Below are 24378 nucleotides of genomic sequence, written 5' to 3'. Positions count from 1 at the left end.
GGACTTGCCGGCCGATGATGGGGGATGGCTGGATCAGTGGCCGTGCACCCTGGCTTGCACCATGAAGTAGAGCCTTGCTCGCATCATGTCGTGCTGGCAATCAGTTCACGGCATCTTAAATAAATTGTCTTTACGTCCGAATGTAAGATAGGCCTTCGGCTTTCCGTCTCCCGAGTGGCGATCGCTCCTGGGGTGCGTGACCCCTTCCTCACTCTGTTTCAGGAGAGAGACTGTGTGGTTACCGTCGAAAGGTTTAGCCCGCCTGTTCGTCGCCACGGCTGTGGTCCTCACCACAATTGCTCTCGGTCTTGGCCGTCAGTGTTCCCGGAATTCCGGGGATCGCCGGGTAGTGTCTCCTCGATATCAGCCTGTCAATACGTATCTTTTTGGGGTGTGCCACTCCGACTTTTTCATGCTCGACGTCGAGGCGAATAAGATCGAGCGCTTCCCACTCGCTGACTCGCACTTGCTCAAATTCGCTGGCTGTTCGCCTTGGCAGGATCGCTGGGGCCGCACGCACCTCGCTGGACTCTGGATGGGGCGATCCCGTCCCGATAAAGATTTCACGAACGGTCTGGCGAGGTACGCCTTGCCTAGTAGGGAAGTGCTCGACCGCGTCGAAATGGATGTTATCCCGGCGAGCCCACCGTGCTGGTTCCCAGACACCTCCGCGAGAATCCTCTTCGCCGGTACGGACGGGCGTCTCTACCGATTCTCGTTCGAGGATCCCCGGAACCCGAATTCGGCTGCCGACGACAAGCGGAGTCCTCTTCCCCTTATCTGGCAGAGCCAACCCCCGGCAGGTTTGATGAGGGTTTCGGCTCCGACCTGGCCGTCTGACCCGAGGTTGGAGGGGAAGATCATCGTCGCGGTCACCATTGCCGAAGGGCCATTGATTCAGCCGGTGCTCCGACGTGCATCACAGACGCAGTTATGGTGGCTACAACTCAGCCGTGACTATTCGGCAATCGTGGCGGGAGCTCCACTCATCTCGAAGGAGGCTGCGAACTCGGCCGAGCGAATGGTGGTCGAAGATTTGCCCGTGATCGCGACGCTCTCCGACGGCCGCATTGTACTTGCCTACCTCGCCTGCGGCGAATCCGAGACCACCCACCGACTTAGGCTGGCACCGTTGATGATCCAAGGTTCGTCGAACTTGCCTTCCGTCGATGAAGCAACTGCGGTCGAATGCTCAGGAAGGTTTCTCCTCAGCCCACCCGCATTCTCAGGCGATGGTCTCTGGGTTTATGGAGTTTCTCAACCCTCACAGGATCCCGTTCGGATCGAACGGTTCTCCGTTGCCGAAGTCCTGGCCGGTAATCCGACATGAGCCTTTATCGGTTGGAGACGCTTCGAAGATCCGTAGGTCGGATTCGTAAGTAGAAATTCGTGCCGGCAGGTGCTTGGTTTCTGGGTGATTTGTTATCGGAAAATGCTTGTTTTGGGATTGGATTGCTGGAATGTGGCGGATCCCATGATGGTAACCCCAGTCCCTCTGGCGTCGACCTCTCGGAGTCCTCGAAGGTCGAGGAGTGATTTCAATCCGTCGTCTGTAATCCGTGTATCCTCGAGGCTAAGGTATTGCAGACTCTTCAAATTTTCAACATGCTTCAGTCCCCTGTCGTCGAGAGGCGATCTGTGGATCCAAAGGGACTTCAACCCGGTCATCCGCTGCAGGGGTTCCAGGGTTTCAAGGTGACTGTTTATCAATTTTAAATCTGCCATCGCGATCATTCCCTGCAAGGCAGTCAATCCGGTGCCTGTGACTTGGCTATTCCTGAGAATGAGTTCTCTGAGTTCCGTGAGTCCTTTCAGGTTCGCCAGGCCTTCGTCGGTGATCCCGTTGCCTCCACCGTTCAACCTCAGCAAGCGTAGGTTGGTCAATCGACTGAGATTGACGAGGTCGGCATCGGCGACGGGGCTGGATAGATTGAGGCGTTCAAGGCTGGTCAATTCGGCCAAGTGGATCAGTCCCTTCCCGGTTACGCCGGGCAAGAGACTCAGGTCAACCATTCTGAGTCGTGTTAGCGACTGCAAGTGGACCAGGCCAGCGTTGGTCAGTTTGCTCCCGCCGGTAGCGTCCAACTCCTCCAACTGGCTGAGTCGCCCAACGTGGGACATGGTTGCGTTGGTGGCCTGGGATCCGAGAGAAGCTTGCTTGACGCTCCCGAAATAGTCCGGACCCAGGCGATCGATGAGCCACTTCGGCCAGATCGACTTCCCCGCGACCCTCGGCTGAAAACCATGACCATAAACGTAGTTGACCGGGGTCAATTGCCAGTCGTAGACGACCGTTCCCCCCGACTGCCTGATCGCCGCCGTCGCGTCGCGTTGGACATTGGCACGGTTGGCGAGCCACCCAAGGCAGCCGCCGAGCAGGAGGATGAGTGTCATCAACGCCCGTACGCGGAAGCGGGCACGAGGCCATCGCCACCAAAATCGCCTTTCCGGGCTGTCTGAACTTTCGCCGGTGCCACCCTGGAATCGATCCATTGGAAGACCCTCGTCGGGGCTACTCTTCGCGACCAAGAGTATTGTGCGACAATTGTCGAAGGTGTACAAGTTCGGCCGGCCCAGGTGTCTTTTTCTTTGAACCTTGGGGGCGGGATCATTACGGGTTTGAATCCTTTCGGACCATCAGCGCGTGGAATCGGTGGGAGGAACCTTTGTCGCGACCTCTTACCGTACGGTTAGTCTCGGGTCAGGGACCCTGAACTGCCGTCGGAGCCATTGGCAAGACCGAGCCCATTCGTTAATCTGAATGGTTTCCGATGGGCCGGTCCAGGACTCGACGGCCCGCAGTCCTTCCCCTTTTTTTTCCGTGAGAAGTGAGACGACTCAGCATGACGACTGCCGTCGCACCCGAGTTCTCCGACCTGCGGCATGAGATCGCCGGGGTTCCCATCAGCGAAATTGCCCGCCGGTTCGGGACGCCTACGTTTGTCTACGAATCTTCATTGATCCAGGAGCGGATCAATGACTTGCGGGCGTTCGACACCATTCGCTACGCCCAGAAGGCCAACTCGAATCTGGCCGTGCTCGACCTGGTTCGTCGCCAAGGCGTGCTGGTGGATGCTGTGAGCGCCGGAGAGATTGGCCGGGCGCGGGCGGCCGGATACGTTCCGGTTGGCGACCCGCCGCCGATCGTCTACACGGCCGACATCTTCGACCATGAGTCGCTCGACCTGGTGGTTGAACAAGGGATTCATGTCAACTGCGGCTCGCCCGACATGATCGCCCAGTATGGCCAGCGTGCCCCCGGCCGCGAGATCACCCTGCGGATCAACCCGGGGTTTGGACATGGCCATAGCCAGAAGACCAACACCGGCGGTGAGCAGTCAAAGCATGGCATCTGGCACGACCAGATCGGCGACTGCCTCGCGCTCGCGGCGCAGAATGGCTTGAAGATCGCTGGCCTGCACATGCATATCGGCTCGGGAACCGACCTGGAACATCTGTCGCAGGTCTGCGGGGCCCTGGAGCGTGTTGCGCTGGCGATCGGCTCGACCATCACGACCATCAGCGCCGGCGGAGGCCTGCCGACCCCCTACCGCACGACCGACTTGAAGGTTGATATCGCCGCCTACTTCCTCCTTTGGGACGCGACCCGTCGCCGACTTCAGGAGGCCTTTGGCCACCCCGTCCGACTGGAAATCGAGCCGGGCCGCTATCTTGTGGCGGAGAGTGGCTACCTGGTGGCCGAGATCCGCGCTGTCAAGCAGATGGGGGCGAACACGTTCTACCTCCTCGACGCCGGCTTCAACAACCTGGCCCGGCCGATTCTCTATGGTGCGTACCACCCGATGTCGATCGCGCCGGCCGATGGCTCGACCAACCGGGAGCGGCGGTCGGTGGTCGTCGGCGGACCGCTCTGCGAGTCGGGCGACATCTTCACCCAGTCCGATGGCGGTGTCGTCGGTTCTCAATTGCTCCCGAGTGCCAAGGTGGGCGACTACCTGATCATCGAGCGTGCCGGTGCCTACGGCTTCACCATGGGCTCGAACTACAACTCGAAGCCGATGGCTGCTGAAGTGATGGTCAACTCCGACGGCAGCACCCACCTCGTTCGTCGCCGTCAAACCTTCGAGGACTTGATCCGGGGCGAGTCGATCCCGTCGGTTGATGCCGGGTCGGCGGCTCTCTGATTGCGGAGTTCCACTCGCGGCGGTATTCGCCTCCGTTTATCGTTGCGAGTTGCTAGTTGCTGGAGCTGGTCCGCAAGCGGGTGAGTTTGCGGACCAGCTCAGTTTTTTTGATTTGCTTTGCGCTGAAACATGTATGTTGGAGCTTGTCGAATTTGATTTGAAGTCATGCCAGTGAATGCTTGGCTTTGCAGCCTCGGCGAGACGATCGTCAATTGCTGAGGGCTTACTCAGAAGGTTGTCCTTCTGGGGCTATTGAAAACAATTCTGTTGGTCATTGATTTGTGGATTTTCCTCTGGCGGTTGACGGTTGCCCCTTCAGAATTGCAATGCACTCGCTCGTTGCAATGAGCATGCAGAGGTCTCTTTCCTGACTTCCTGCATGAAGCCAGACAACCAACGATGTCGCTCGGCAGCCTTGGATGCGCCCTGGTCGGCCATGAAGGGGCAGCAGAACGCTCCCCTTGGCCAGGGGCCGTTGTTGCCTTGAGGTCAGGATGAGACTTCAGGGTCACTTGGCGACGTTCTGTCAGGTCCGACATTCGGCTTGTGGAATGGTCCGCGCATGGTTCTTGCCCGGATGCCGGTGGGCAACGACCGGATGCCGTGCTCAACGTGACTGCTTGACTGGTTTCTACTGGCGCTGTCGGTTGCGCCGTAGCAGTCATTGGGTTCCTGTTGAATCGAGAGCATTGCCTGGTCGATCTGAAAACTTGTGAGGACGTCCTTGTAGCCGCGAATGCCGGAGGCGTGATATAACCATTCGGTCGACATGCTGATTCACGTACTTGGGTGCGTTCGAGTACCTCTAAGCCAAGTCAGCATGTCCGATTCTCTCACCTCATCAGCGAGCAAAGCAATTAAGTCTGAATGATTTCGGGGACCAGGAGGGAGATTGTATGCGCAAAAATAATCGAGGTTTGGGTGAGTTGACGCGACGTGCATTCACTCTGATCGAACTGCTCGTCGTGATCGCGATCATTGCCGTTCTGATTGCACTGCTGTTGCCCGCCGTTCAGGCGGCCCGCGAAGCGGCGCGTCGGGCGAACTGTGTGAGCAACCTGAAACAGTTTGGTCTCGCACTCCACAGCTATCACGACATCAACGGGTCGTTCCCAATCGGTGTGAGCCTCAACGTGGCAACCGGTTCCACGTCGACCTTTTCAGCGCAGACACGCCTGCTGTTGTTCATGGAGCAGGCTGCACTGTACAACGCGATCAACTTCAGCCGAGCCACCTCCGCCCCGGAGAATGCAACCGCCCTGGTGACGAGCGTCAACATCTTTCTCTGCCCGTCGGACGCACAGAATCAACTCCCGGCGGGCTACGCCGGCATCGGTTACCGGGTCAATTGCGGGACGAGCATTGTCAATTCCTTTGGTGCGCAGGACACCGCGGGTGTGAACAAGTCCATGCCACCTCCGAACGGCCTGATCTTTGGCGACATCAACATCAAGGTCGCCGACGTCATCGACGGTACGAGCAACACGGCCGCCTTTAGCGAGCACGTCAAGGGCGACTACAGTAACACGATCACCACCGAATTATCCGACACGTATCAGCCGGGAACCTACCCCGCCGACGCTGATGAAGCGCTCCAGATGTGCCGGGCCGTGGACATTAATGACCTCACCAAGCAAGGGAATTCCAACGCTGGAGCGCCCTGGATGTCTGACGGTCACACGACGACTAAATACTATCATGGCAGCCCGCCGAACTCGCGGTCATGCATGTTCCCGCCGCAACGGACCAGCACCACGGCCAACAGTCGCCACCCCGGCGGCGTCAATGTTTGCATCGCCGACGGTTCGGTCAAGTTCATCAAGTCGTCGGTCAACCTCGTCACCTGGCGGGCCCTGGGAACCCGCAACGGCGGCGAAATCATCAGCAGCGATAGCTTCTGAACGAAGGCCTTGGGATCGTAACCCCGTTGCCTGGTCAGAGGCCGGATCGCCTCCTTTACTAGGCCGGATCGCCTCCTTTACTAGGCCGGATCGCCTCCTTACTATTGATGTCATCGTTCATTGATATTCCGTTTTCATTTTTGACGACGAGAGAGGACACGTGCCATGTGCAAAGCTGCGGCCCTGGCAATGGGTTTGATGTTCGCGGCGGTCAGCGCACTCAAGGCCGATGAACCTCGGCCCGTGCCGCTGACCCGGCCCGAAATGAAGCAGTACCTCGAAGACATGAAGGTCCGGCGTCCTCGCATTCCCCTTCCGGAACTGACCGAGGAGGAGACGGCGAAGCTGGGCGAACGCGAGAGCGGCTATGAGAGTCGGCTTCGCAAGCTCTATCTCTCTCCCGGCGAGGGTTTTGGCTTTGGAGGTGGGAATCGGACCGCGGGTGCCGGGACTGGGCAAGGCGGTGCCGGCGGTGACTTGAAGGGCGGATCCGGCGCGGGTGCGGGGATTGGACGCAATAACGATCCCAAGATGTCGCTGGAATATGCATTCAAAACCCAGATGTTTTGGGTCGTCTCGCGGACCAACAATTGCCAGTATTGCCTGGGACACCAGGAATCGAAGCTCTTGGCGGCCGGCCTGAAGGAAGAGGAGATCGCCGCCCTCGATGGTGATTGGCTGGAGTTCACCCCAGCTCAGCGCGCTGCGTTCGCCTTCGCACGCAAGCTGACTTACGAGCCTCATAACCTGAATGATGCGGACATCGAGGGACTCCGCAAATTCTATCAAGACTTGCAGATCCTCGAGATGATCCTCTCGGTCTCCGGCAACAATGCAATCAACCGCTGGAAAGAGGGGGCAGGTATCCCCCAGTCCAAAGACGGCGGCAACTTCGGCAGGCGGACGGAGAATGGTACGGTTGCTGCTCCCACCCCGGACCAACCGGCCCCTCACCAAACCTACCTGACGCCGACCCCTGAAAAGTTCAAGACGATGGTCTCCAAGGTCGCTCCGGTCCAGGTCGATCGAACCTCCGGCGAGCCGAATCGACTCACGATTTGCGAACGGCCCGCGCTCGAATCGCGTGCAGAGCTGGAACGAGCTCTCGAGGTCTGCCGAAATCGAAAGCCGCGCTTGCCGCTCCTGGATGAGGCCAAGGCTCGTGAGCTCCTCTCTGAGAGCTGGCCCGATGGCCCGCTTCCCCAGTGGGTCCGGTTGCTTGCCAACTTCCCTCGTGACGGCGTAAGCCGGATCACTAGCCTGCGAGCGTCCGACGAAAAGGGGGATCTCGAGCCCTTGCTCAAGGCTCAGGTGAGTTGGATCATCGCTCGTCAGGACCGGGCGTGGTATGCCGTCGGGGAGGCCAAACGACGCCTTGAGCGGCTCGGCCAGTCTCAAGAGCAAATCGACAAGCTGGATGGCGATTGGTCGGAATTTACGAAGACTGAGCGTGCCCTTTTCACCGTGGCCCGCAAACTGGCGGCCTCGCCCGTTGTGCTCACGGATGAAGACGTGGCCGACGCGGTCAAACTCGCCGGTCCCCGAGATGTCGTGCAATTGATCAGCTATACGACCAGCCGGGCAGCCTTCGACCGCATCACGGAAGCCTCTGGCTTGCGGTTGGAGGAGTGAAAGAGGGCCGTCATCGGCGACCTGGAATCGCAACGGGGGCAGTGAGCATCTGCCAGGTGTGCATGATTCAAATTTTTCGTGGTCTGAACGACGGTGGCTGGGAATCCCAATTTCAGCAGGAGCGTTTCCCCCGGTCCTGAACTTCGAGTAGATTGGAGATTGCAACAGCCGGATTGTTCGCGAAGGGCAATCCGACCCGGGTCACGAGAGCCCACGCAACCGCCCCAAGGCGGGGCGTGGGCTTTCTTTTTGATGCGGTGAGCGGGTTCGAGGTGCGGGAATGATCACCGATCGTCGCTTCGATCGCTACCGGGAATTGCAATCCTACGTGAGCTGGACCGACGAGGATGCCCGGCGGATCGGGGCTGTCGCTTCCCTGCTCGATCCTGACCTGCCCGCCTTGATCGACGACTTCTACGCCCAGCTCGAGCGACACCCCGCGGCTTTCAACGTGATCAGGGGGGGACAGCCTCAGATCGACCGCCACAAGGCCACGCTCTTGCAGTGGGTCCGCGAGTTGCTTGCCGGCCGGTACGACGAGTCGTATGTGGATCGCCTCTGGCTGGTCGGTTGGCGACACGTTGAGATTGGCCTCGATCAAGTCTACGCGAACGTGGCCTTGTCCCGACTCCGGACCGGACTGGGCCGCGTCCTCCAGGAAAACTGGAAGGGGGATCATGCCTTGCTCGAGGAAACCGCCCGTTCCTTGAACAAGCTGCTCGACCTCGACCTGGCCATTATCGAGGCTGCCTATCAATCCGAACTCGCATTGCGTCTCCCGCGCACAGAGCAATTGGCAGTCCTTGGCCAGGTCACGGGGGGAGTCGTCGAGGGCCAGCGGGCCGGGGATAAGCTGAAGCGGCAGGCGGAGATTATCCGGTCACTCCTGGAGAACGCCTCAGACGCCATCGTCGTCGTTGATGTCCACGGGAAGATTCTGCTCTGCAACCCGGCCGTCGAGCGCTTGATCGGTCCGCTCAGGGTCGGGGCTCCTCCTGAGGAATGGGCACTCTTGGGGATGGCCTACCATCCCGATACCGCCACCACGTATTCGCTCCAGGAGCTGCCGCTCGTCCGTGCGCTCAGGCGTGAGCCGGTCACCGATGAGGAGGTTTTTGTCAGGCAGCCGGGGGCGCATTCGGGGCGCTGGATGAGCGTCAACGCGAGCCCGATCTGCGATGATGGAGTGATCAAAGGGGCGGTCGTCATCTACCGCGACATCACCGAGCGGAAGCGGGCTGAGGAGGAGCTACGGCGACAGCGCGACCTGGCCGAAGGGTTGATCGACGCGGCCCCGGCCGTTGTCGTTCTCCTGAGTCCGGAGGGCCGCATCGTCCGCTTTAACCATTTCGCGGAGGAACTCTCCGGCTACCGGGCGGAGGAAGTGCTCGATCGGGACTTTTTCGAGACCCTCTTACCCGTACGGGATCGGATCCGGATTCGGGAGGTCTTCCGGAAGACCCTCGACGAGGTGGAGACCAGGGGGACGGCGAACCTGATCGTGACCAAGAGCGGGCGGGAGCGTGAAATTCGCTGGTCCCATCGGGTCCTCAATGATGCTGAGTCAAGGATTGTTGGCGTATTGGCCATTGGCCAGGATATCACGGATCTCAAGGAGGCTCAGGAGCGTGCGCTTCATGCGGAACGGCTGGCCGCCATCGGGGAGATGGTTGCTGGGCTCGCTCACGAGAGCCGCAACGCGCTTCAGCGCAGCCAGGCCTGTCTGGAGATGCTATCCCTGCATGTCCAGGACCGACCCAAGGCAATTGACCTTATCGATCGCCTTCAGCAAGCCCAGGACCAACTCCACCTTCTCTACGAGGATGTCCGTGGCTATGTCGCGCCGATTCGGCTCGAGCGACGCAACTGCAAGCTCGCCGAGATCTGGCGGGAGGCTTGGATCAACCTGAAACCCCAACGAACAGGCCGAGTGGCCGCACTCGTGGAAATGAGTGACGATCCCGATCTGCGCTGGATGGTCGACCCATTCCGCCTGGGGCAAGTCTTTCATAACATCCTCGAGAATGCCCTGACCGCGTGCTCGGATCCGGTCAAGATTGAGGTCTGCTGTAGGAGAATCGAGGTCGATGGCCCCCCTCTTCTCCAGGTCACCGTTCGCGACAATGGTCCAGGGGTCGCCTTGGAATACCGTGAGCGGGTCTTCGAGCCATTCTACACGACGAAAACGAAGGGGACCGGCCTGGGCATGGCGATTGCCCGACGCATCATCGAGGCTCACGGCGGGCAGATTGCCGTGGGGGAAGCCATTGGCCAGGGCGCCGAGATTGTGATCACTTTACCGCTAGGGGAGTCATGAACCACTCGCTACGGATTGCCGTTGCCGACGACGAACCCGACATGCAGGAATACTTCCGCACGATCCTGCCACACCTGGGACACGAGGTGATCGCCGTCTCGGGAACCGGCCGAGACCTTGTCGAGCACTGTCGTGTCGGAAAACCAGACCTGGTGATTACCGATATCAAGATGCCCGACATGGACGGCATCGACGCGGCGGCCCTCATTTACAAGAATTCCGCAGTTCCCGTGATCCTGGTTTCCGCCTACCATGACCCTGCCACAATTCGACGTGCGGAGGCCGACTTCGTGATGGCCTTTCTCGTCAAGCCGATCAAGCAGGCCGACCTCGAACCGGCCATCGCAATCGCCATCCGCCGCTTCGATCAGTTCCAGGCCCTCCGCAAGGAGGCTGCCGACCTTAAACAGGCTCTCGAGGATCGCAAGACCATCGAGAAAGCCAAGGGCATCCTCATGAAGAAGGCGAACCTTGATGAACACGAAGCCTTCCGCAGACTGCAAAAAATTGCCAGTGACAAGAACATGAAATTGATCGAAATTGCCCGGATCATTCTTACGGCTGAAGAGGCTTATGGAGGCGAATAGGCATGTCGTTATTGCTGAGTTTATGGTTAATTTTGAAATTATTGTATTTTGGCAATTGTTTTTGTTGCTTTGTTTGGGTGATTCGAGGCAGGCTCGCGAGATGGCGTGAGTGGAGGCCGCATCCACTGCACGACGCGATCCTCCTTGTCTTTGAATTACGTGCGTGATATGATGCGTCGTGGGCTTACTGATCACGCTCTCTTCGGAAATCTTGTGGGCGAGCGAGGTCGCGAGGCCAAGGCTCAGGCCCGACTCCACTCAGGTCTTGGAGGCGCATCGCGGCCGCAAGGGAATGCTCGAGTCTCACACGATGTTGGCTTCCAACGAGGAGATTGCGGCAGGATCTCTCTCGCGATCGTTATGAATCAGGTGGAGGCGGCTCATGCGTTATCCGACCGGTCACAAGGAGCAGACCAGGGCCAAGATCCTCCGGGCGGCGGGGAAGGTCTTCCGGCGCGAGGGGTATCATGCGGCGGGGGTGGATCAGGTCATGGAAGAGGCGGGGCTCACCGCCGGAGGGTTCTACGCCCACTTCCGCTCCAAGGAAGCGCTCCTCGCCGAGGTGTTGGCGCCCGCCTCGTCCGAAACGGACACCCCACCAGAGAAGGAGCGTCAGGGGGCGGCTGGTCTCGCCTCGGCAGTCGCCTTCATCGAACGCTATCTTGCCCCACGGCATATGAGGAACACCGAGGACGGCTGCCCGCTGCCGGCCTTGGCCTCCGAGATCGCACGCGCAGGCGGGCCGGTGAAGGCGAGCTTCGAGGCCATCGTCCGTAACCTTGCCGCCCGGCTGATGGCCGCTGCGGGAGAGGAACTCTCGGAGGATCGGGCCCTCGCGATCGTCGCCCTTTGCGTCGGCGGACTCGGAGTCGCCCGATCCGTCCAGGATGAAGCTCTGGGCGAACGGATCCTCGCCTCTTGCCGTGACTTCGCCAAGGCGAGCCTGGTCACAGATTCTGAACCGCTGTCTTCGATTCCGCCTCTCCACCGCAAGACGAACTGACGTTCGTGCCGTGAAAATAGGCGATCTCCTATTTCACGCGGGGAAAGACCCGTCCGCGGAGCCAGACTTCGCGAATGGACTGACTGTTGCCGATCGCTCGGGATGGGTCCGCATCCAGGACGATGAAGTCGGCCCGGAGTCCGGGGGCGATCCGGCCGCGGTCGGTGAGCCTCAGCGCGTCGGCCGCGTTGGCGGTGGCGATCTTCAGAGCCTGTTGCGGAGTCAGGCCGGCTTCAACCATGAGTGCCAGCTCGCGGTGTTCTGCGATCCCGGCCACGCGCAGCGGAGTGGCGCCGCTGTCGGTGCCGAAGCCAATTTTGACGCCTGCGTCGTGAAGCGTTTTGAGGTTGCGTAGGTTCATTGCGAGTGAGGCTCGCGCTGCCGCGGTTTTGGGATCGGCAAGCACTTTGGAGCGCCAGGCTGGGTCGGCGAACTGGCGGGCGAGCTCGGGCGAGAGGGCTGCTTTGGCGAACGGAGTTTGCGTCCACGGCGCCTGATCGGCCCAGGCGAACGTGGCATCGTCAAGGCTCAGGGTCGCGACATACCAGACGCCTTGGGCTTTCATCGCATCAATAAACACCGGATCAACCGGCTGGTCGCGCACGCCGTGGGCAATGATGTCGGCCCCGGCCGCGACAATTGCCTTGGCATCTGCCAGGTCATGGATATGGGCGGCGACGCGGATGCCCCGGCGATGGGCTTCGTCGATGACTGCATTGTAGACCTCGGGGCTCATCTTGGCGGGCACACCGCCGGCGAAATCATCGAGCCAGATCTTGATCAGGTCGGTCTTCCGCTCCGCCATCGCCGTGATGGCGGCCCGCGCCTCGACCGCGTTGCGTGGGCGGAAGAGCTGGTCCGGGCCGAGCTTGACCATTGCTTGCGGCGGCGCGCCGTCGGGCACTCCGACTCCGCGATCTACGCCGAACAGATCGGCGCCATCGGTCCGGCCGGCATGAGCCTCGGCCCGGATCGTCTCGAAGAGAGGTCCATTGTTGCCCAGGGCGGTGACGGTCGTCACACCGTAGTCGCGATATTGACGCAACTCCGCCTCGATCCTGGTCCTCGTATAGTTCTCGGCCCCGGTGGACGTGCCACCGACTTGCCCAATGTGACTGTGATCGGAAACGAGGCCAGGGATCATCGTGAGCCCGTGGGAGTCACGAATCTCCGCCCCCTCGGGGATTGCCGTTCCGCTGGGACCGACCGTGACAATGCGATTGCCCTCGATCACCACCACCGCCTCGTTGATGGGAGGCCCCCCCTTGCCATCGACCAGCCGAACGTGCGTGAAAGCCACGACGTGTTCTGCCGCCGTTGCAGGCAACAGCGAGAAGCCCCAGAGCATCGCAGACAGGCGGGCGATCGATGTGATTTTCATGCTGCCTTTCCTTACCATCGCTTTTGGGCCTGCCATGAGGAGGGGGACACCTGCTCGCCTTGGGGAGAATCGTCTCAATGGGACGTAGCGTTGTTGATGAGGATGTCCCAGACTCCATCGGTCTGGAGCCGGCGCACCGTGGTGCCCGGCCCGGCGCCCCTTTTTTCTTGGGTCAGCCCGACGCCAGCAAGGCGTCCCATGCCCCTGGGCTCACTCGTGAGTAATAGCGGCCATTGCTCTGGACCACGTCGAGAGGACATCGATAAACGGCTGAGAGAAGTTCCGAGGTAAGCACTTCCTCGGGAGTCCCTTCCGCGGCGACCTTCCCTTCGTCGAGAACCATGACCCGCGAGACGGCCGGCGGTAGTTCCTCCAGGTGATGCGTGATCAAGACCACCGTCGGACGTTCGTCGCCGGAGCGGAAGAGCGACTCGATCGTCGCGAGGACCTGCTCTCGAGCCAGGAGGTCGAGGCCCGCCGTCGGCTCGTCGAGCAAGAGGAGTCGAGGCTTGCGTACCAGGGCCCGGGCGATCAGGCAGCGAATCCGCTCGCCGTTGCTCAGGGTCCGATAGGGGTGCCCCATAACTGACCGGAGCCCGACCACGCCGAGGAGCCGTTCCGCCTCGGCCCGGAGCTCACCGGGGGGTTCGCTGTACAGTCCGACCGTCCCGAAGGCCCCCGTCAGGGCGACCTGCAACGCTGTCATTTCGGGGGCCGGCTCGGCCTGCCCGATGGGCTGGACGAGCCGGAGCGACTCGCGGAGCTCGTGCAGATTCACCGAGCCGAACACCTCACCAAGGACGGAAACTTCCCCCTCGGTCGGCCAAAGGTAGCCCGAGATGACCCGAGCGAGTGAGCTTTTGCCACTGCCGTTCGGCCCAAGGATGGCGACGCACGCTCCCGTCGGCACCGTCCAATCGACATCCTTCAAAATCCAGCGGTCCTCCTTCTGCACGCCCACACCTCGGGCGACGATGGCGAACCCGTCCGAACGGCCGTTGCCGGCCCCCTCCGCTGCGCTTCGATCCATGGTCTCGACCTTTGGTCCCATCCAATGCAAAGTACAAATCAATCCTGACCGGGCCAGCTCGGAGAGCCGTCCGGTCATCGATCCGATAGAATCCCCAAATGACACGAGCAACCCTTGCTTTGTTCGCTCGTCCCGCCCGTGGAGTCATTTGTATTGGACGAGTCGGGGCCTTTCCAGTCAAGCGAGAGCGGCAAAGGGGAGCACGATTTCATCCCATCCTTCGTCCATAACGAGTGGGTGGCACGGGCCTTGCATTCCTCGAGCCTTCCCCGAGCGTGAGCCTCCCCTGAGCCGTCGGCCGCGAATGGTGGTGCCGTGCGAACCATCGACAACCATCCCATCGCGTGGAGGCTGCCATGGATCGACCCAGGACATTTCTCAGTCGATGGTTGGCCCAGGTTCACAGACTCTGATCCTCGGACTCCCGTTTGGGACGTCTGTCATCAATGACTTTATTTCACGAACCTGTTTAGTGCGTTCTTGGTTGTTTTGAGCAGGGTTTCAATGGTGGTTTTTTGGGGGGATCTGTAAACCGATTTATTCCTGGTCGCTACGGGAATTCATGCTTTCAATATTACGCGAACACTGGCAAGAAACGCTCTTGAAGTCCAAGATTGCGTGGCCTTCGAAATCGAGTGGTCTCGACGGAATCCTTGTGGAGACGGAAGGCTGGCCGAAAACTTGAGAAAAAAGATCAAACCTAGATTGATCATCCCCATGCGCCTGACGTATATTCGGCTCAGACTAAAGTTGTCTGCGTTGAGTAAGCTCTCCACGAAAACTTGCCGGTCGTTTTTCGAGGGTGCCGTTGCCGATTCTCGCGCTTCGGATACCCTGCGGGCCTCATCTGCCTCACTTGCAGAAAGGTCGACAATGCAAACGAGCCGAATAGGATGATCTCGCATCTCACCCGAACCTCTACGGGTGTTGGATCATTGTGGACTGGACCAGCCGATCGGCCTCCGATCGCCGCGCGGGGAGCGGCAATGCTCGCCCTCCGTGTGCTGGCACGAAGTTTCGGACCTTCGATTCCGAATCCCATCTTTTTCGCATAAGAATCCAGCCAGGAGCCAATCCCAGGCCGATCGTTGCTTACGACAACTGTCACACCGTTTGTGTGTCTGTTGCGGCGAAGTCGAGCTCCGATGGTACGTGTCACTTTGACTGCATGTCAAAGTGGCTTATGAGAAGAGCCATACCACGTAAATCCGAAGCCCGTTTTCAGATCCGAATGCCTCTGCAATCGTTCGCGGTGGCGGCTCCATGCGCAAAATCAGGTCGGACAGCGTTCGTTGTTGGTTCCTTCTTTTCTAATCCAGAGGGTTTTCCCGATGAGAAGCAAGCGAGAAGGTTTCACGCTGATTGAACTGCTGGTCGTCATCGCCATTATTGCGGTCTTGATTGCCCTTCTGCTTCCCGCGGTGCAGGCGGCGCGCGAAGCGGCCCGGCGTTCGCAGTGCGTCAACAATCTGAAGCAGTTCGGGCTTGCGATGCACAATTACCATAATGTCAACAACAGCTTCCCCATGGGGTCCGGCAGCGGCGTACTCGCTCCGGCGACGATGAGCTATCAGGCCAAGGAGTCTTGGAGTTCGCACGCGGCCTTGCTCCCGCAACTCGAGCAGAATGCGCTTTACAACGCAATCAACTTCAACTTTACCTGTGATTCCACGGGGTACCCCACCGCATACCCCAACTACACCATCTTCCACACGCAAGTCCTCACGTTCCTTTGCCCTTCGGATCCGAATGGGCCGACCGCCGCGAACGATGGCACCGCCGGCAATAATTGCTATTTTGCGTCCATCGGGGCCACCACCGACATCCTTGGTGGGAGCGGCTCGAATACCAATACCGCGACGCCGAACCTGTCCAACGTCCCGACGACAGGTCTGTTCGCTTTCCAACAATCCAAGACCATTGCCAGCGTTGTTGACGGCACGTCGAACACAATCGCTTACTCCGAATCGACGGTCGGGAGTACCTCGGCAAGGCCGAAGTCGAAGCTGGTCGGTCTGGTCGGCGTACCGCTTCAGACCGGGGCCACCGGGGCCATTCAGTACAACGCATTCAATAATCCGGCCGGCGTGAAGGCCGGCATCGCTGCGTGCTCGCAGACCTGGAACAACTTGACAAAGACGCCCGACCTACAACGTGGCGATAACTGGTGCCAAGGAGCGATGTGTGCGACCTTGTTCAACACCATCGTCCCCCCCAATGGCGAGTCGGATGAATGGGCCTACTGCGGTTTTCTCGCCTCGGGTGCGTGTTCTAATATCAGCAATGCGGATAGCTATCACTCCGGCGGGGTCAATGTGCTCCTGGCCGACGGTCACGTCCAGTTCATGAAGGACTCAACCAATCAGAACACCTGGTGGAGTCTGGGGACGATCGGCTGTGGCGAGGTGATCAGTAGTGACTCATTTTGAGGTCAATCAAGACGTCTTCTTGGAGCAGGACCGGGGGCTTTGTCGCCCTCGGTCCCCTCGGCATGTCGCGCACCTTCGGAACGCCCGACCAAACCAAAGAGAGTCGGGCCGGGAGGCGATGATCTCTTGGCACGCTGCTCCGGTTCGCTCGAACCAGGAACTCTTGACGTATGCTGAAATTGCCGTTACGATAAGGTTGTCATTGCTCATGGCGGGCAATTGATCGAGGCTATGGTGGCCCCACCTTGCGAATTTGCGCATGGTCGGGGCTGTTTGTTTGCGCCTGGCCCGCCCTTCCGATGAACGGAGATCCGGAACGCCCTGCATTTCGGTCCAGTGCACTGCGGTAATGGCTGCCGCCCCGGGTCTCGGTGTTGGACTCTCCATCCCGAGGCGCACAGGAGTCGTCACCATGACTGTTTCACTCACCCATACCCACGATCGCGAGATATTGGCGCTCCCGGGGGTAAGTTTGGGAGCCGGCCTTTCCCTTGAGGTCGAGCGCCGACTTCGCGGTAGCGGTTACCTGGCCTTGCGCGGCGTTTCGTACGAGGTCTGCGCAGGGATCGTGCGGCTTCGCGGTTGCCTTCCCACCTACTACCTGAAGCAGGTCGCCCAGGCGATCGTCTCCGAGATCGACGATGTCGACCAGATCATCAATCAGATTGAAATCGTTGCCCCCGCAGGCCGCTCGCCTCTTGGCCGTGAGGGGAACGGTGAGGAAACCATGGGCGTGACCGGCTCCAACCCGTGCGAACGGGGTCTTCCATCGTGGGAAGGGCCGAGCCCCTCCACGCATCCAGAAGGGAGTGGGGAACAATGCTGGTCCTGAGCCGCAAGTTGAACGAGGCGATCATGATCGATGGCGCGATCCGTGTCACGGTCGTAGGGATTCGCCACAACCAAGTCCGCCTTGGGTTCGAGGCCCCCAACCGGGTTGGGATCTATCGTGAGGAACTGTGCGCCCCAATCCGATCCAAGGAGGAACTCGCAGAGTTGCCCACGATGGCCACCCCAGCGAGTCCCCCCGCGCAACCAGGCAGGTCACCGGAGAACTTCATGAAGCCGATCGTGGCAATGCCCACGGAATGAACAGGTCGGATCAGGTGAAGCGGGGTTGCCGAAATGGCGCGGATTTCCTGGCCCTGGCGGAACCCACCAAAGTTGAGTTCACGAAGTCGTTCCTTTCATGGAGAATTCTGCCATGTTGACCCACCAGAATCGCTTGATCGTGGAGGATGCACTGTGCGCCAGCCGTTCCGTGCACACCCTACGGGTGCATCATTGCGAATTCCCGGAGATCCGGGCCGAGTGCTCGACGGTCGCCGAGGGGGTCACCCATTTGATCGTGCAATTAAAATGCGCACGAGAAAATATTCAAAGCAAATGGCGATGTGATCTGATCGACCGGGCCATTGACGATGCGAACGAACTGCTCCAGGCGATGGCCGAGGCTGAACTGAACAAGGATAATGCGCCCTGCGAGTGCACTGTCCATGTTCCCGATCAGATCGAAACAACGCTCCCCGAACGTCGTTCATCCCTGTGAGGCCGCTGTGCCGCCGTTCGTCGCGGTGAGGCTCGCCCTCGGAGAAAGGGGAACCCTGGAGTTGCAACACCGAGTCTGGGATTGTCGAGCCTCTCGGTCTCTCACTCGCAGCCAGGAGTGAGTCATGATGAAGAGTCTCTTGGTCGGCCTGGATGGCTCCGACGACAGCCACGCGGTCTTGGAGCTGGGCTTGCGCTGGGCGATGCGATTCGACGCCTTGGTAGTCGGCCTGGGAATTATCGACGAGCCAGGTATCTTCACTTCGGGATCGTCGCTGCTGGGGGGGCCGCATTATTGGCGAACGGCTTCCCCCGCTCATTCACTTTACGGTGCGCGCCGTCAGGTGAGTGAGAGCCTGGAGGAATTCGTACGGCGCTGTCACAAGGCGGGCGTGGAATGCAGGACGTTGGAGGACGTCGGATCTCCTTTCGTCCAGATCCTCATGGAGGCGCAACGCTACGACCTTATCCTGCTTGGCCAGCAAACCCATTTTGACTACGGGTCCCTGGGCGAGCCTGACGAGACACTCGGCAAGGTTCTGCAAGAGAGTCCTCGGCCGGTGGTCGCCGTCCCGAGGACGCTTGGTGGGGGCGAATCCATTGTCGTCGCCTACGACGGCAGCCTTCAATCGGCCCGTGCTCTGTCCGCATTCGAGGGTTCGGGGCTTGGTCAGGGACGCGAAATTCATGTCGTCAGTGTCTCCAACGACAAGAAAGAGGCCACGCGTCGTGCCGATCGCGCGGTCGAGTTTCTCCAATTGCACAGTCTTAACGCGCTCCCCTATCCGGTCGGCACCGACCACCAGCCGCCGGAGGTTCTTCTCGAGATCCTCAGACTCTACGATTCCGGTCTGCTGGTGATGGGAGCTTACGGGCAGCCGGTCCTCCGTGAATTCTTTCTCGGTTCGACCACCCGTACCATGCTGGAGAAGTGTCCCGTTCCGCTCCTCCTCTCCCACTAATGCTCAGGATGCGTTTGCTCATGTCCGTCACCATTGTGGAGGCGACGAACAACACCTTGAGAAGCGAATTGTTCCAAGCGACATCCAAAATGCTCCAGGAGGTTACCGCTCAGGAATGTCCTTACCTCTAGCGGCTTGACACAAAACCGTCCTCCTGTCATGCTTGTTTGTCATGAGGACTATCGGCTCACGAAGGGCCGATATTCTTTGGCTAAGATAGCCCCGCAGTGCGACGATTCGCACGGCGGGGCTTTTTTTGTACTCCACATGCCGTACCGATCCTGCTCTCGAGGACAAAAGTCGTTACTGCCTGTTGCTAAACTCGAGGATGTGCAGATCATCGGTGAATGGGATATGCTGGTGATTTGTAGTGTCGTTGACGATCGTTTTGGAGCCGGCGTTTACGAGTGGTCGACCGGCGCCTGCTGATCAGGAGTGACATTCGCCAGACGTGCCGTATATGCCTCCCCGTCAGGATTGGATTTGAGAACGCATGGGAAGGAGTCAGCCCAGTACGACTTGTCATGCCGGGGTGCTGAGCCAGGAGCGGATGCTGGATATCGGCCAGGGAAATGAGCAGGCGGGTTGGCAAGTCCAGTGATGTCGGCCAATCCCTTCTCTTCCGACACTGCCGTTTGATGAGGAGCATCATGGCGACTGAACGTGAAATTCAGGAGATGATCGCTCGGTGCGTGAGCATCATGGTCTTTTACTACAACAGCGGAAGGTCTGCGCATACGAAGGACCAGATGGCCGCGGAGGTCGGTGCCGTTGCTCATTTTGTCAAGAAGTGGCGGTTGGTGGATGATCTCCGTGTGCGCATTCTTGATTCGGTTACCGCTGAAATGATCGCGCGCTACGGCTCCGAGTTGGGGGTTCGGCTCGACGGTGAATTCTACAAGGCGTTCATGGATGCGGATGTGCCGACGCAAAACCACTTTCCATCGGAGGCCTTGCTTTAAGCCAAGAGTAAGGCGACGTGAAAAAAATGGTGTTCGCGGGGTCGTACGATGAGACGCGGCGATGGTTGGGGCTTCAGAGCGAAACGTTGAGCCGGCCACGGAGTCTGTGCGGCCGGTTCGTGCTGTTGTCGAATCGGAAGACTTGGTTAATTCAAATCACCATTGAAATGCAAGGTCAATGATTGAAATATTGTATTTTTAGTAATGGAAGGGGGTCTGTGGCCCGAGGGAAATACGGCCGAGCCGGCCGGGCTATTCCGGCTCGGGAGTATCCGCACCAGGCGTGAAGGGGCCTGCTCCGTTTGTCGGGGGAGGAGGCTGCTGAGTCGGTGTGGTTGGAGCCGCGATTGTTTTGGGCGGATGATCGTTGAGTTGGACCCCGACGACGCGCTCGAGCGAGGCGAGCGCTTTACCCAGTTCGGACTCCAGGCGAGCGATCTGAAGGCGAACGGTGAGGAGTTCTCTCAGGCCGGTGATCAGGGTGATGAAGTCCTGATTGCCGACGCGATAGTCGTTCGTTGCGAGTTCGAGCACGTTCTCTGCTCGTGGCAGATAGCTCGTTTGGAAGAGTTCGAGCACTTCGCGCCGGGCTTTGGCCTCGAGGAACAACTCCTTCACCTCTTCGTAGGTTTCGTCTCTGAGATCGGCGTAGCGCCGGGAGTCAGCGATGGCTCGGGCCTGGGCCTCGCTCACCCCGGCGGCGAGCTTCTGTTGATAGATGGGTAGGTTGAACCCGACGATGAAGCCGACGTTGTCTCGCCCGTCGGCGATGGAGGACATGCTGTTCACTCGCGTCATCATGCCGTAGGCGAGACCTGCGGTGATGTTCGGGTAATAACGCTTCTTGGCGAGCTCCACCTGCCGCTCGTCGCGGGCGACTTCGGCGAGTCGGCCTTGCAACTCAGGACGGGCCGCAGCGGCGAGGCGGTAGAGCATTTCGACCTGGGCGGGGACCTGAGCAACCTGCATTTCCGAGAGCGCCCGCAGGTCTGCCTCGGGGCTGACGTGGAGTTGCCGGGCGAGGGCGGCTTTGGCCCCCGCGAGCTCCTGGCGGACGGTGACCAGTTCACTCTCCACGTCTGTGACGATGTTTTGGGCGCGAAGCACGTCCTGGAGCGTTGTCGTACCCGACTTGAGCCGCTCTCGGGCGAGGACGACGAAATCCTCTGCGAGCTTCTTATTGTCGGCCAGGATCGTTTCGGCCTTCTGGTTGAAATAAATGCTGTAGTAGGCGCGCTTCACCCGTGAGACGACCTCGAGCTGGGCGGCGAGCAACTCGTAAAAGGCGGCCTTCGCCTCCTGCTCCGCCGCCTGGCCGCGTAGCTTGAGTGTGCCGAACCAGGGGAACTGCTGGGTGATCATCAGCTCATACGGCATATAGCCCATGAGCGAGTATTGCGGCGCGTTACTTGGGAAGGGCCAGATGGTGTTTTGCACCATCGGGTCCTCGAGTGCGGTCTCTTGCGGGATCCGCTGCTTCATGGCGAGCAGGTTGAACCGAGCGGCCTGCACCCCGCGGTTCTCGGCCAGGGCGTGGCAAATGTACACGTCGACCGGTTGCTCGCCACTGAGCCCGGCAGGGACCGGGGCCGGGTCGAGTGCCGTGGCCATTGGCTCATCAGGGCGGATCGATTCCGGCGGTCGATGCGCCGTGGCATGGACCTCGTTGGCCACTTCCTCATATTCCAGGAGCGGCAATGGGTGAACGCAGCCACCCATTGCGACAAGGACGCTGAGAGCGATCAGGCCATGAGTTGGTTGTCGGATCATTGCCGGCCCCTCTTTATTCCCTGTGAACTCAATGCACGCACCATCGGCGCAACCGGCAATATCGTCATTCAAAGGAACCTCAGGTCGTGTATCGGCTGAGAAGACTCGTTCGCTTGTATCGATTCTTTAGTCACGAGCGAGTCTCGAGAAAAGACGGGCTTGGAAACGCCTCGATCGAGCCGCAGATTTCCAACGAAACCAGGGCGGCGTGGACCGTCGTCGTTGTCGCAGTCGGCCATGCTTAAGATTTGACGGGCCACTGCCGAACTTGTTTTCAAGACGACAGCGCGGTAGAATGCCTGGAACTTGCACGATCCCCCGGCTCCTTTAACACTTTTTAGGCCATGACAACACAACGCCCGAGCACGAACGTCGCCTTGGTTGCCTTTGTGGCGATCGTGGGGATGCTCTCGTTCGCGGACGTTGCTTCGGCCTGCTCAACGACGAAGTCCAAGTCCGCATCGACCTCCCGAGCCTGCTGTGCGAGCCGACCGTCGGCTGAGTGCGGCTGTTGTGGTAAAGTCGAGTCCTTGCCACCGTCGACCGATGCGATGGGGGAGGATGCGGTCGTTGCCGCTCCCGCTCGGCTGAGTTCTCCGCCGGCTTCGGCTTCGTGCGAATGCCGGGCAAACGAGCCCGCCGCTCCTTCCGAGCGGCCGGCCCAGCCGACGAACAGCCAACGCACCGATGGGCTGAGTGCTGAAACCTTGGCTGCCGTCCCCCAGACGGCCCGGCCTTCGCTCTCGTTCGGCCGCCTTCGGCTCCCGAACGAGAGCCTGCTCAAGTCTCCGCTCTACCTTCGAACGTCACATCTCTTGATCTGAACTCCCCCCTTGCGAGTGACGACTTTGCGCTGCGCTCGTTTGGCGTCTTTCTCGCCAGACGTTCGCTCGGCAGCAAGCCGTTCCGAAACCACGCCCGATCGTGATTGACGCACGCAAGAAACGCGCCCCTTGGGCTTCTCACCCGAGTTGAGCGAGGAGTTTCGATCATGGCCGTTCATGGACCTTCCGGTCAGTCCGACTCGGGTGCGCCTGAGTCTTTCGCTCGGCCTGCGCCGAGTGCGGCGAATGAGCCGCAATTGACCCGCTGGCAGAAGTTTCGGATGGTGGTGAAGGTCGTTGAGCTCAGGCTCCGCTTCATTGCTTTGATGGCCGCCACGGGCCTGGTTTTCGCCTACTGGGACACCCTCTGGAATCACTACGAGAAGTGGTCCCGTCCGCCGGGCGAGACGCACGCGGCCGCGTCTGACACCGAACACTACTGCCCGATGCACCCGACGGTAATTCAGGCCGAGCCGGGCTCATGCCCGATCTGCGGCATGCCGCTTTCGAAGCGGAAGAAAGGGGAGAAGGAGACGCTTCCGGCGGGGGTTCTCGCTCGGGTCTCGCTTGCTCCCTTCCGGGTGGCCCAGGCCGGGGTACGGACGAGTGAGGTGAACTACGCTCCGCTCTCCGAGACGATGACGACCGTTGGCACCATCGAAGTCGATGAGCGGTTGCTCAAGCGCATTTCCTCGAAGACCAAGGGCATGGCCCGGGTCGATCGGCTCTTGGTGAATTTCACCGGTACCAAGGTGAAGGCGGGGGAACCGCTCGCGGAGGTGTATAGCCCTGAGTTATATCAAGCGATCCAGGAACTCCTCCTCAATCAGAGCTCGATGCGTAAGCAGTCACCGATGCAGACGACGCTCGGCCGCTCGGTGTTGGGAGACCCGGGGGAGCTGGTCCGGCTCTCCGGCGAGAAGCTCAAGCTCTGGGGCATTACCCAGGCTCAGGTCGACCAGATCCTTCGCGAGGGGAAGGCTGACTTCCGCCTGCCCATCCTCGCGCCCATCGGCGGGGTGGTGATCCGGAAGAATGTGATCGAGGGGGAATACGTCAGCGAGGGGCAGGCGCTGTTCGAGATCGCCGACCTCACGCATGTTTGGGTCAAGGCGCAAGTCTTCGAGAATCAGTTCTCGCTGGTTCGCGTCGGGCAGTCGGTAGAAGCGACCGTCGAGGCCTATCCGGGCGAGGTTTTCTCAGGGAAGGTTGCGTTCATCGACCCGGTCCTGAATTCCGAGACGCGCACGGTCACCGTCCGGTACGACCTGGAGAACGCGGACCTTCGCCTCCGCCCGGGGATGTTCGCCACCGTCACGCTCAAGACTCCGGTTGCCGACACCCCGGCGTTCCGCTCTCGGATCGTCTCACGTCCCGCCTTGGGAACGGCTCGGCGTGCGAGTCTCACTGTTGACGAACAGAAGGTCTGCCTCGTGACTCACGCGAAGCTCGGTTCGATGGGCACTCCCATCCCGATCGAGCTTCAAGGGCAGAAGCTCTGGATGTGCTGTGAAGGGTGTGAGGAGAAGCTCAAGGGGGAGCCCGTGAAGTACCTCGCCCGGCTCGCCCCGGCGCCGAGGGACGAGGTGCTCACCGTCCCTGAGTCGGCGGTCATCGACACCGGGACGAAGAAGGTCGTCTATGTCGAGACGGATCCCGGCGTCTTTGAAGGGCGCGAAGTCGTGCTCGGCCCGATCTCGGGCGACCGCTACCCGGTGCTTGACGGCCTCTCCCCCGGCGAGTCGGTGGCGACTTCGGGCTCGTTCCTGATCGACGCCGAGAACCGGCTGAACCCGAAGGCGGCCGTTAAGCCGATCGCCGCTGCGACACAGTCGGCCGCCGCCCCCGCGACGCCCGTCCACCGGCATTGAGAACGGAGGTTGGTCC

General features: G+C 60.2%; 19 protein-coding genes. 14 read left to right on the top strand and 5 right to left on the bottom strand.

Annotation, left to right across the window (positions count from 1 at the left end):
• The first annotated feature begins 412 nt into the window (after window positions 1–412).
• Window positions 413–1330, top strand: a complete 918-nt coding sequence (locus tag SINAC_RS12495; protein WP_020466258.1) for a hypothetical protein — start codon at window positions 413–415, stop codon at window positions 1328–1330.
• Between the two features lie 92 nt (window positions 1331–1422).
• Here the strand turns inward: SINAC_RS12495 and SINAC_RS12490 are convergent, their stop codons facing one another.
• Window positions 1423–2493 carry a leucine-rich repeat domain-containing protein gene (locus SINAC_RS12490; RefSeq protein ID WP_015246006.1) on the bottom strand — a complete coding sequence of 357 codons (1071 nt, stop codon included), beginning with the start codon at window positions 2491–2493 and terminating at the stop codon, window positions 1423–1425.
• Window positions 2494–2843: 350 nt separating this feature from the next.
• Between SINAC_RS12490 and lysA the strand changes: the two genes are divergently transcribed.
• The 6 genes from lysA to SINAC_RS12460 all read left to right on the top strand — a co-directional run bounded on the left by lysA (window position 2844) and on the right by SINAC_RS12460 (window position 11585).
• The gene (gene lysA / locus SINAC_RS12485) at window positions 2844–4145 is read left to right on the top strand and encodes a diaminopimelate decarboxylase (protein WP_015246005.1); all 1302 of its coding nucleotides are present in this window, start codon (window positions 2844–2846) and stop codon (window positions 4143–4145) included.
• An 896-nt stretch (window positions 4146–5041) separates the two neighbouring features.
• Window positions 5042–6046, top strand: coding sequence for a DUF1559 family PulG-like putative transporter (locus SINAC_RS12480; RefSeq protein ID WP_015246003.1), 1005 nt, complete (start codon window positions 5042–5044; stop codon window positions 6044–6046).
• 165 nt (window positions 6047–6211) lie between these two features.
• Window positions 6212–7678: a carboxymuconolactone decarboxylase family protein gene (locus tag SINAC_RS12475; protein ID WP_015246002.1), complete on the top strand. Its 1467-nt coding sequence runs from the start codon at window positions 6212–6214 to the stop codon at window positions 7676–7678.
• A gap of 280 nt (window positions 7679–7958) precedes the next feature.
• Window positions 7959–9995: a PAS domain S-box protein gene (locus SINAC_RS12470; RefSeq protein WP_015246001.1), complete on the top strand. Its 2037-nt coding sequence runs from the start codon at window positions 7959–7961 to the stop codon at window positions 9993–9995.
• The gene (locus SINAC_RS12465; RefSeq protein WP_015246000.1) at window positions 9992–10582 is read left to right on the top strand and encodes an ANTAR domain-containing response regulator; all 591 of its coding nucleotides are present in this window, start codon (window positions 9992–9994) and stop codon (window positions 10580–10582) included. The genes SINAC_RS12470 and SINAC_RS12465 overlap by 4 nt, the downstream gene beginning before the upstream one ends.
• A 382-nt stretch (window positions 10583–10964) precedes the next feature.
• Entirely contained in the window at window positions 10965–11585 is a 621-nt protein-coding gene (locus SINAC_RS12460) for a TetR/AcrR family transcriptional regulator (protein WP_015245998.1), read from the top strand.
• Between the two features lie 28 nt (window positions 11586–11613).
• Here SINAC_RS12460 and SINAC_RS12455 read toward each other — a convergent pair whose 3' ends face one another.
• Window positions 11614–12966 carry an amidohydrolase family protein gene (locus SINAC_RS12455; protein WP_015245997.1) on the bottom strand — a complete coding sequence of 451 codons (1353 nt, stop codon included), beginning with the start codon at window positions 12964–12966 and terminating at the stop codon, window positions 11614–11616.
• A gap of 172 nt (window positions 12967–13138) precedes the next feature.
• Complete coding sequence (locus SINAC_RS12450; RefSeq protein WP_157579428.1) at window positions 13139–13996, bottom strand: ABC transporter ATP-binding protein; 858 nt, start codon at window positions 13994–13996, stop codon at window positions 13139–13141.
• Between the two features lie 1331 nt (window positions 13997–15327).
• On the opposite strand from SINAC_RS12450, the gene SINAC_RS12445 reads away from it, so the two are divergent.
• The 6 genes from SINAC_RS12445 (at window position 15328) to SINAC_RS12420 (ending at window position 19897) form a co-directional block, all read left to right on the top strand.
• Window positions 15328–16425 carry a DUF1559 domain-containing protein gene (locus tag SINAC_RS12445; RefSeq protein ID WP_015245994.1) on the top strand — a complete coding sequence of 366 codons (1098 nt, stop codon included), beginning with the start codon at window positions 15328–15330 and terminating at the stop codon, window positions 16423–16425.
• 412 nt (window positions 16426–16837) lie between these two features.
• Window positions 16838–17257: a BON domain-containing protein gene (locus SINAC_RS12440; RefSeq protein WP_015245993.1), complete on the top strand. Its 420-nt coding sequence runs from the start codon at window positions 16838–16840 to the stop codon at window positions 17255–17257.
• Window positions 17245–17517, top strand: coding sequence for a carbon storage regulator CsrA (csrA, locus tag SINAC_RS12435; RefSeq protein ID WP_015245992.1), 273 nt, complete (start codon window positions 17245–17247; stop codon window positions 17515–17517). Before SINAC_RS12440 ends, csrA begins: the two co-directional genes overlap by 13 nt.
• Before the next feature lie 112 nt (window positions 17518–17629).
• Complete coding sequence (locus SINAC_RS12430; RefSeq protein WP_015245991.1) at window positions 17630–17974, top strand: hypothetical protein; 345 nt, start codon at window positions 17630–17632, stop codon at window positions 17972–17974.
• A gap of 124 nt (window positions 17975–18098) precedes the next feature.
• Window positions 18099–18935: a universal stress protein gene (locus tag SINAC_RS12425; RefSeq protein ID WP_015245990.1), complete on the top strand. Its 837-nt coding sequence runs from the start codon at window positions 18099–18101 to the stop codon at window positions 18933–18935.
• Window positions 18936–19585: 650 nt separating this feature from the next.
• Window positions 19586–19897, top strand: a complete 312-nt coding sequence (locus tag SINAC_RS12420) for a hypothetical protein (RefSeq protein WP_015245988.1) — start codon at window positions 19586–19588, stop codon at window positions 19895–19897.
• Between the two features lie 252 nt (window positions 19898–20149).
• On the opposite strand, the gene SINAC_RS12415 is transcribed toward SINAC_RS12420, so the two are convergent.
• Together SINAC_RS12415 and SINAC_RS12410 are read right to left on the bottom strand one after the other, a co-directional pair.
• Window positions 20150–21667 carry a TolC family protein gene (locus tag SINAC_RS12415; protein ID WP_015245987.1) on the bottom strand — a complete coding sequence of 506 codons (1518 nt, stop codon included), beginning with the start codon at window positions 21665–21667 and terminating at the stop codon, window positions 20150–20152.
• Window positions 21668–22004: 337 nt separating this feature from the next.
• Window positions 22005–22451: a hypothetical protein gene (locus tag SINAC_RS12410; protein ID WP_015245986.1), complete on the bottom strand. Its 447-nt coding sequence runs from the start codon at window positions 22449–22451 to the stop codon at window positions 22005–22007.
• Window positions 22452–22658: 207 nt separating this feature from the next.
• Between SINAC_RS12410 and SINAC_RS12405 the strand changes: the two genes are divergently transcribed.
• Complete coding sequence (locus SINAC_RS12405; RefSeq protein ID WP_015245985.1) at window positions 22659–24362, top strand: efflux RND transporter periplasmic adaptor subunit; 1704 nt, start codon at window positions 22659–22661, stop codon at window positions 24360–24362.
• Window positions 24363–24378: the final 16 nt, after the last annotated feature.

Origin of the sequence: Singulisphaera acidiphila DSM 18658 (assembly GCF_000242455.2) — a bacterium.
GTDB classification, from domain to species: Bacteria; Planctomycetota; Planctomycetia; order Isosphaerales; family Isosphaeraceae; genus Singulisphaera; species Singulisphaera acidiphila.
The sequence above is the reverse complement of the archived record's forward strand: the minus strand, read 5'-3'. Positions and strand labels throughout refer to the sequence as shown.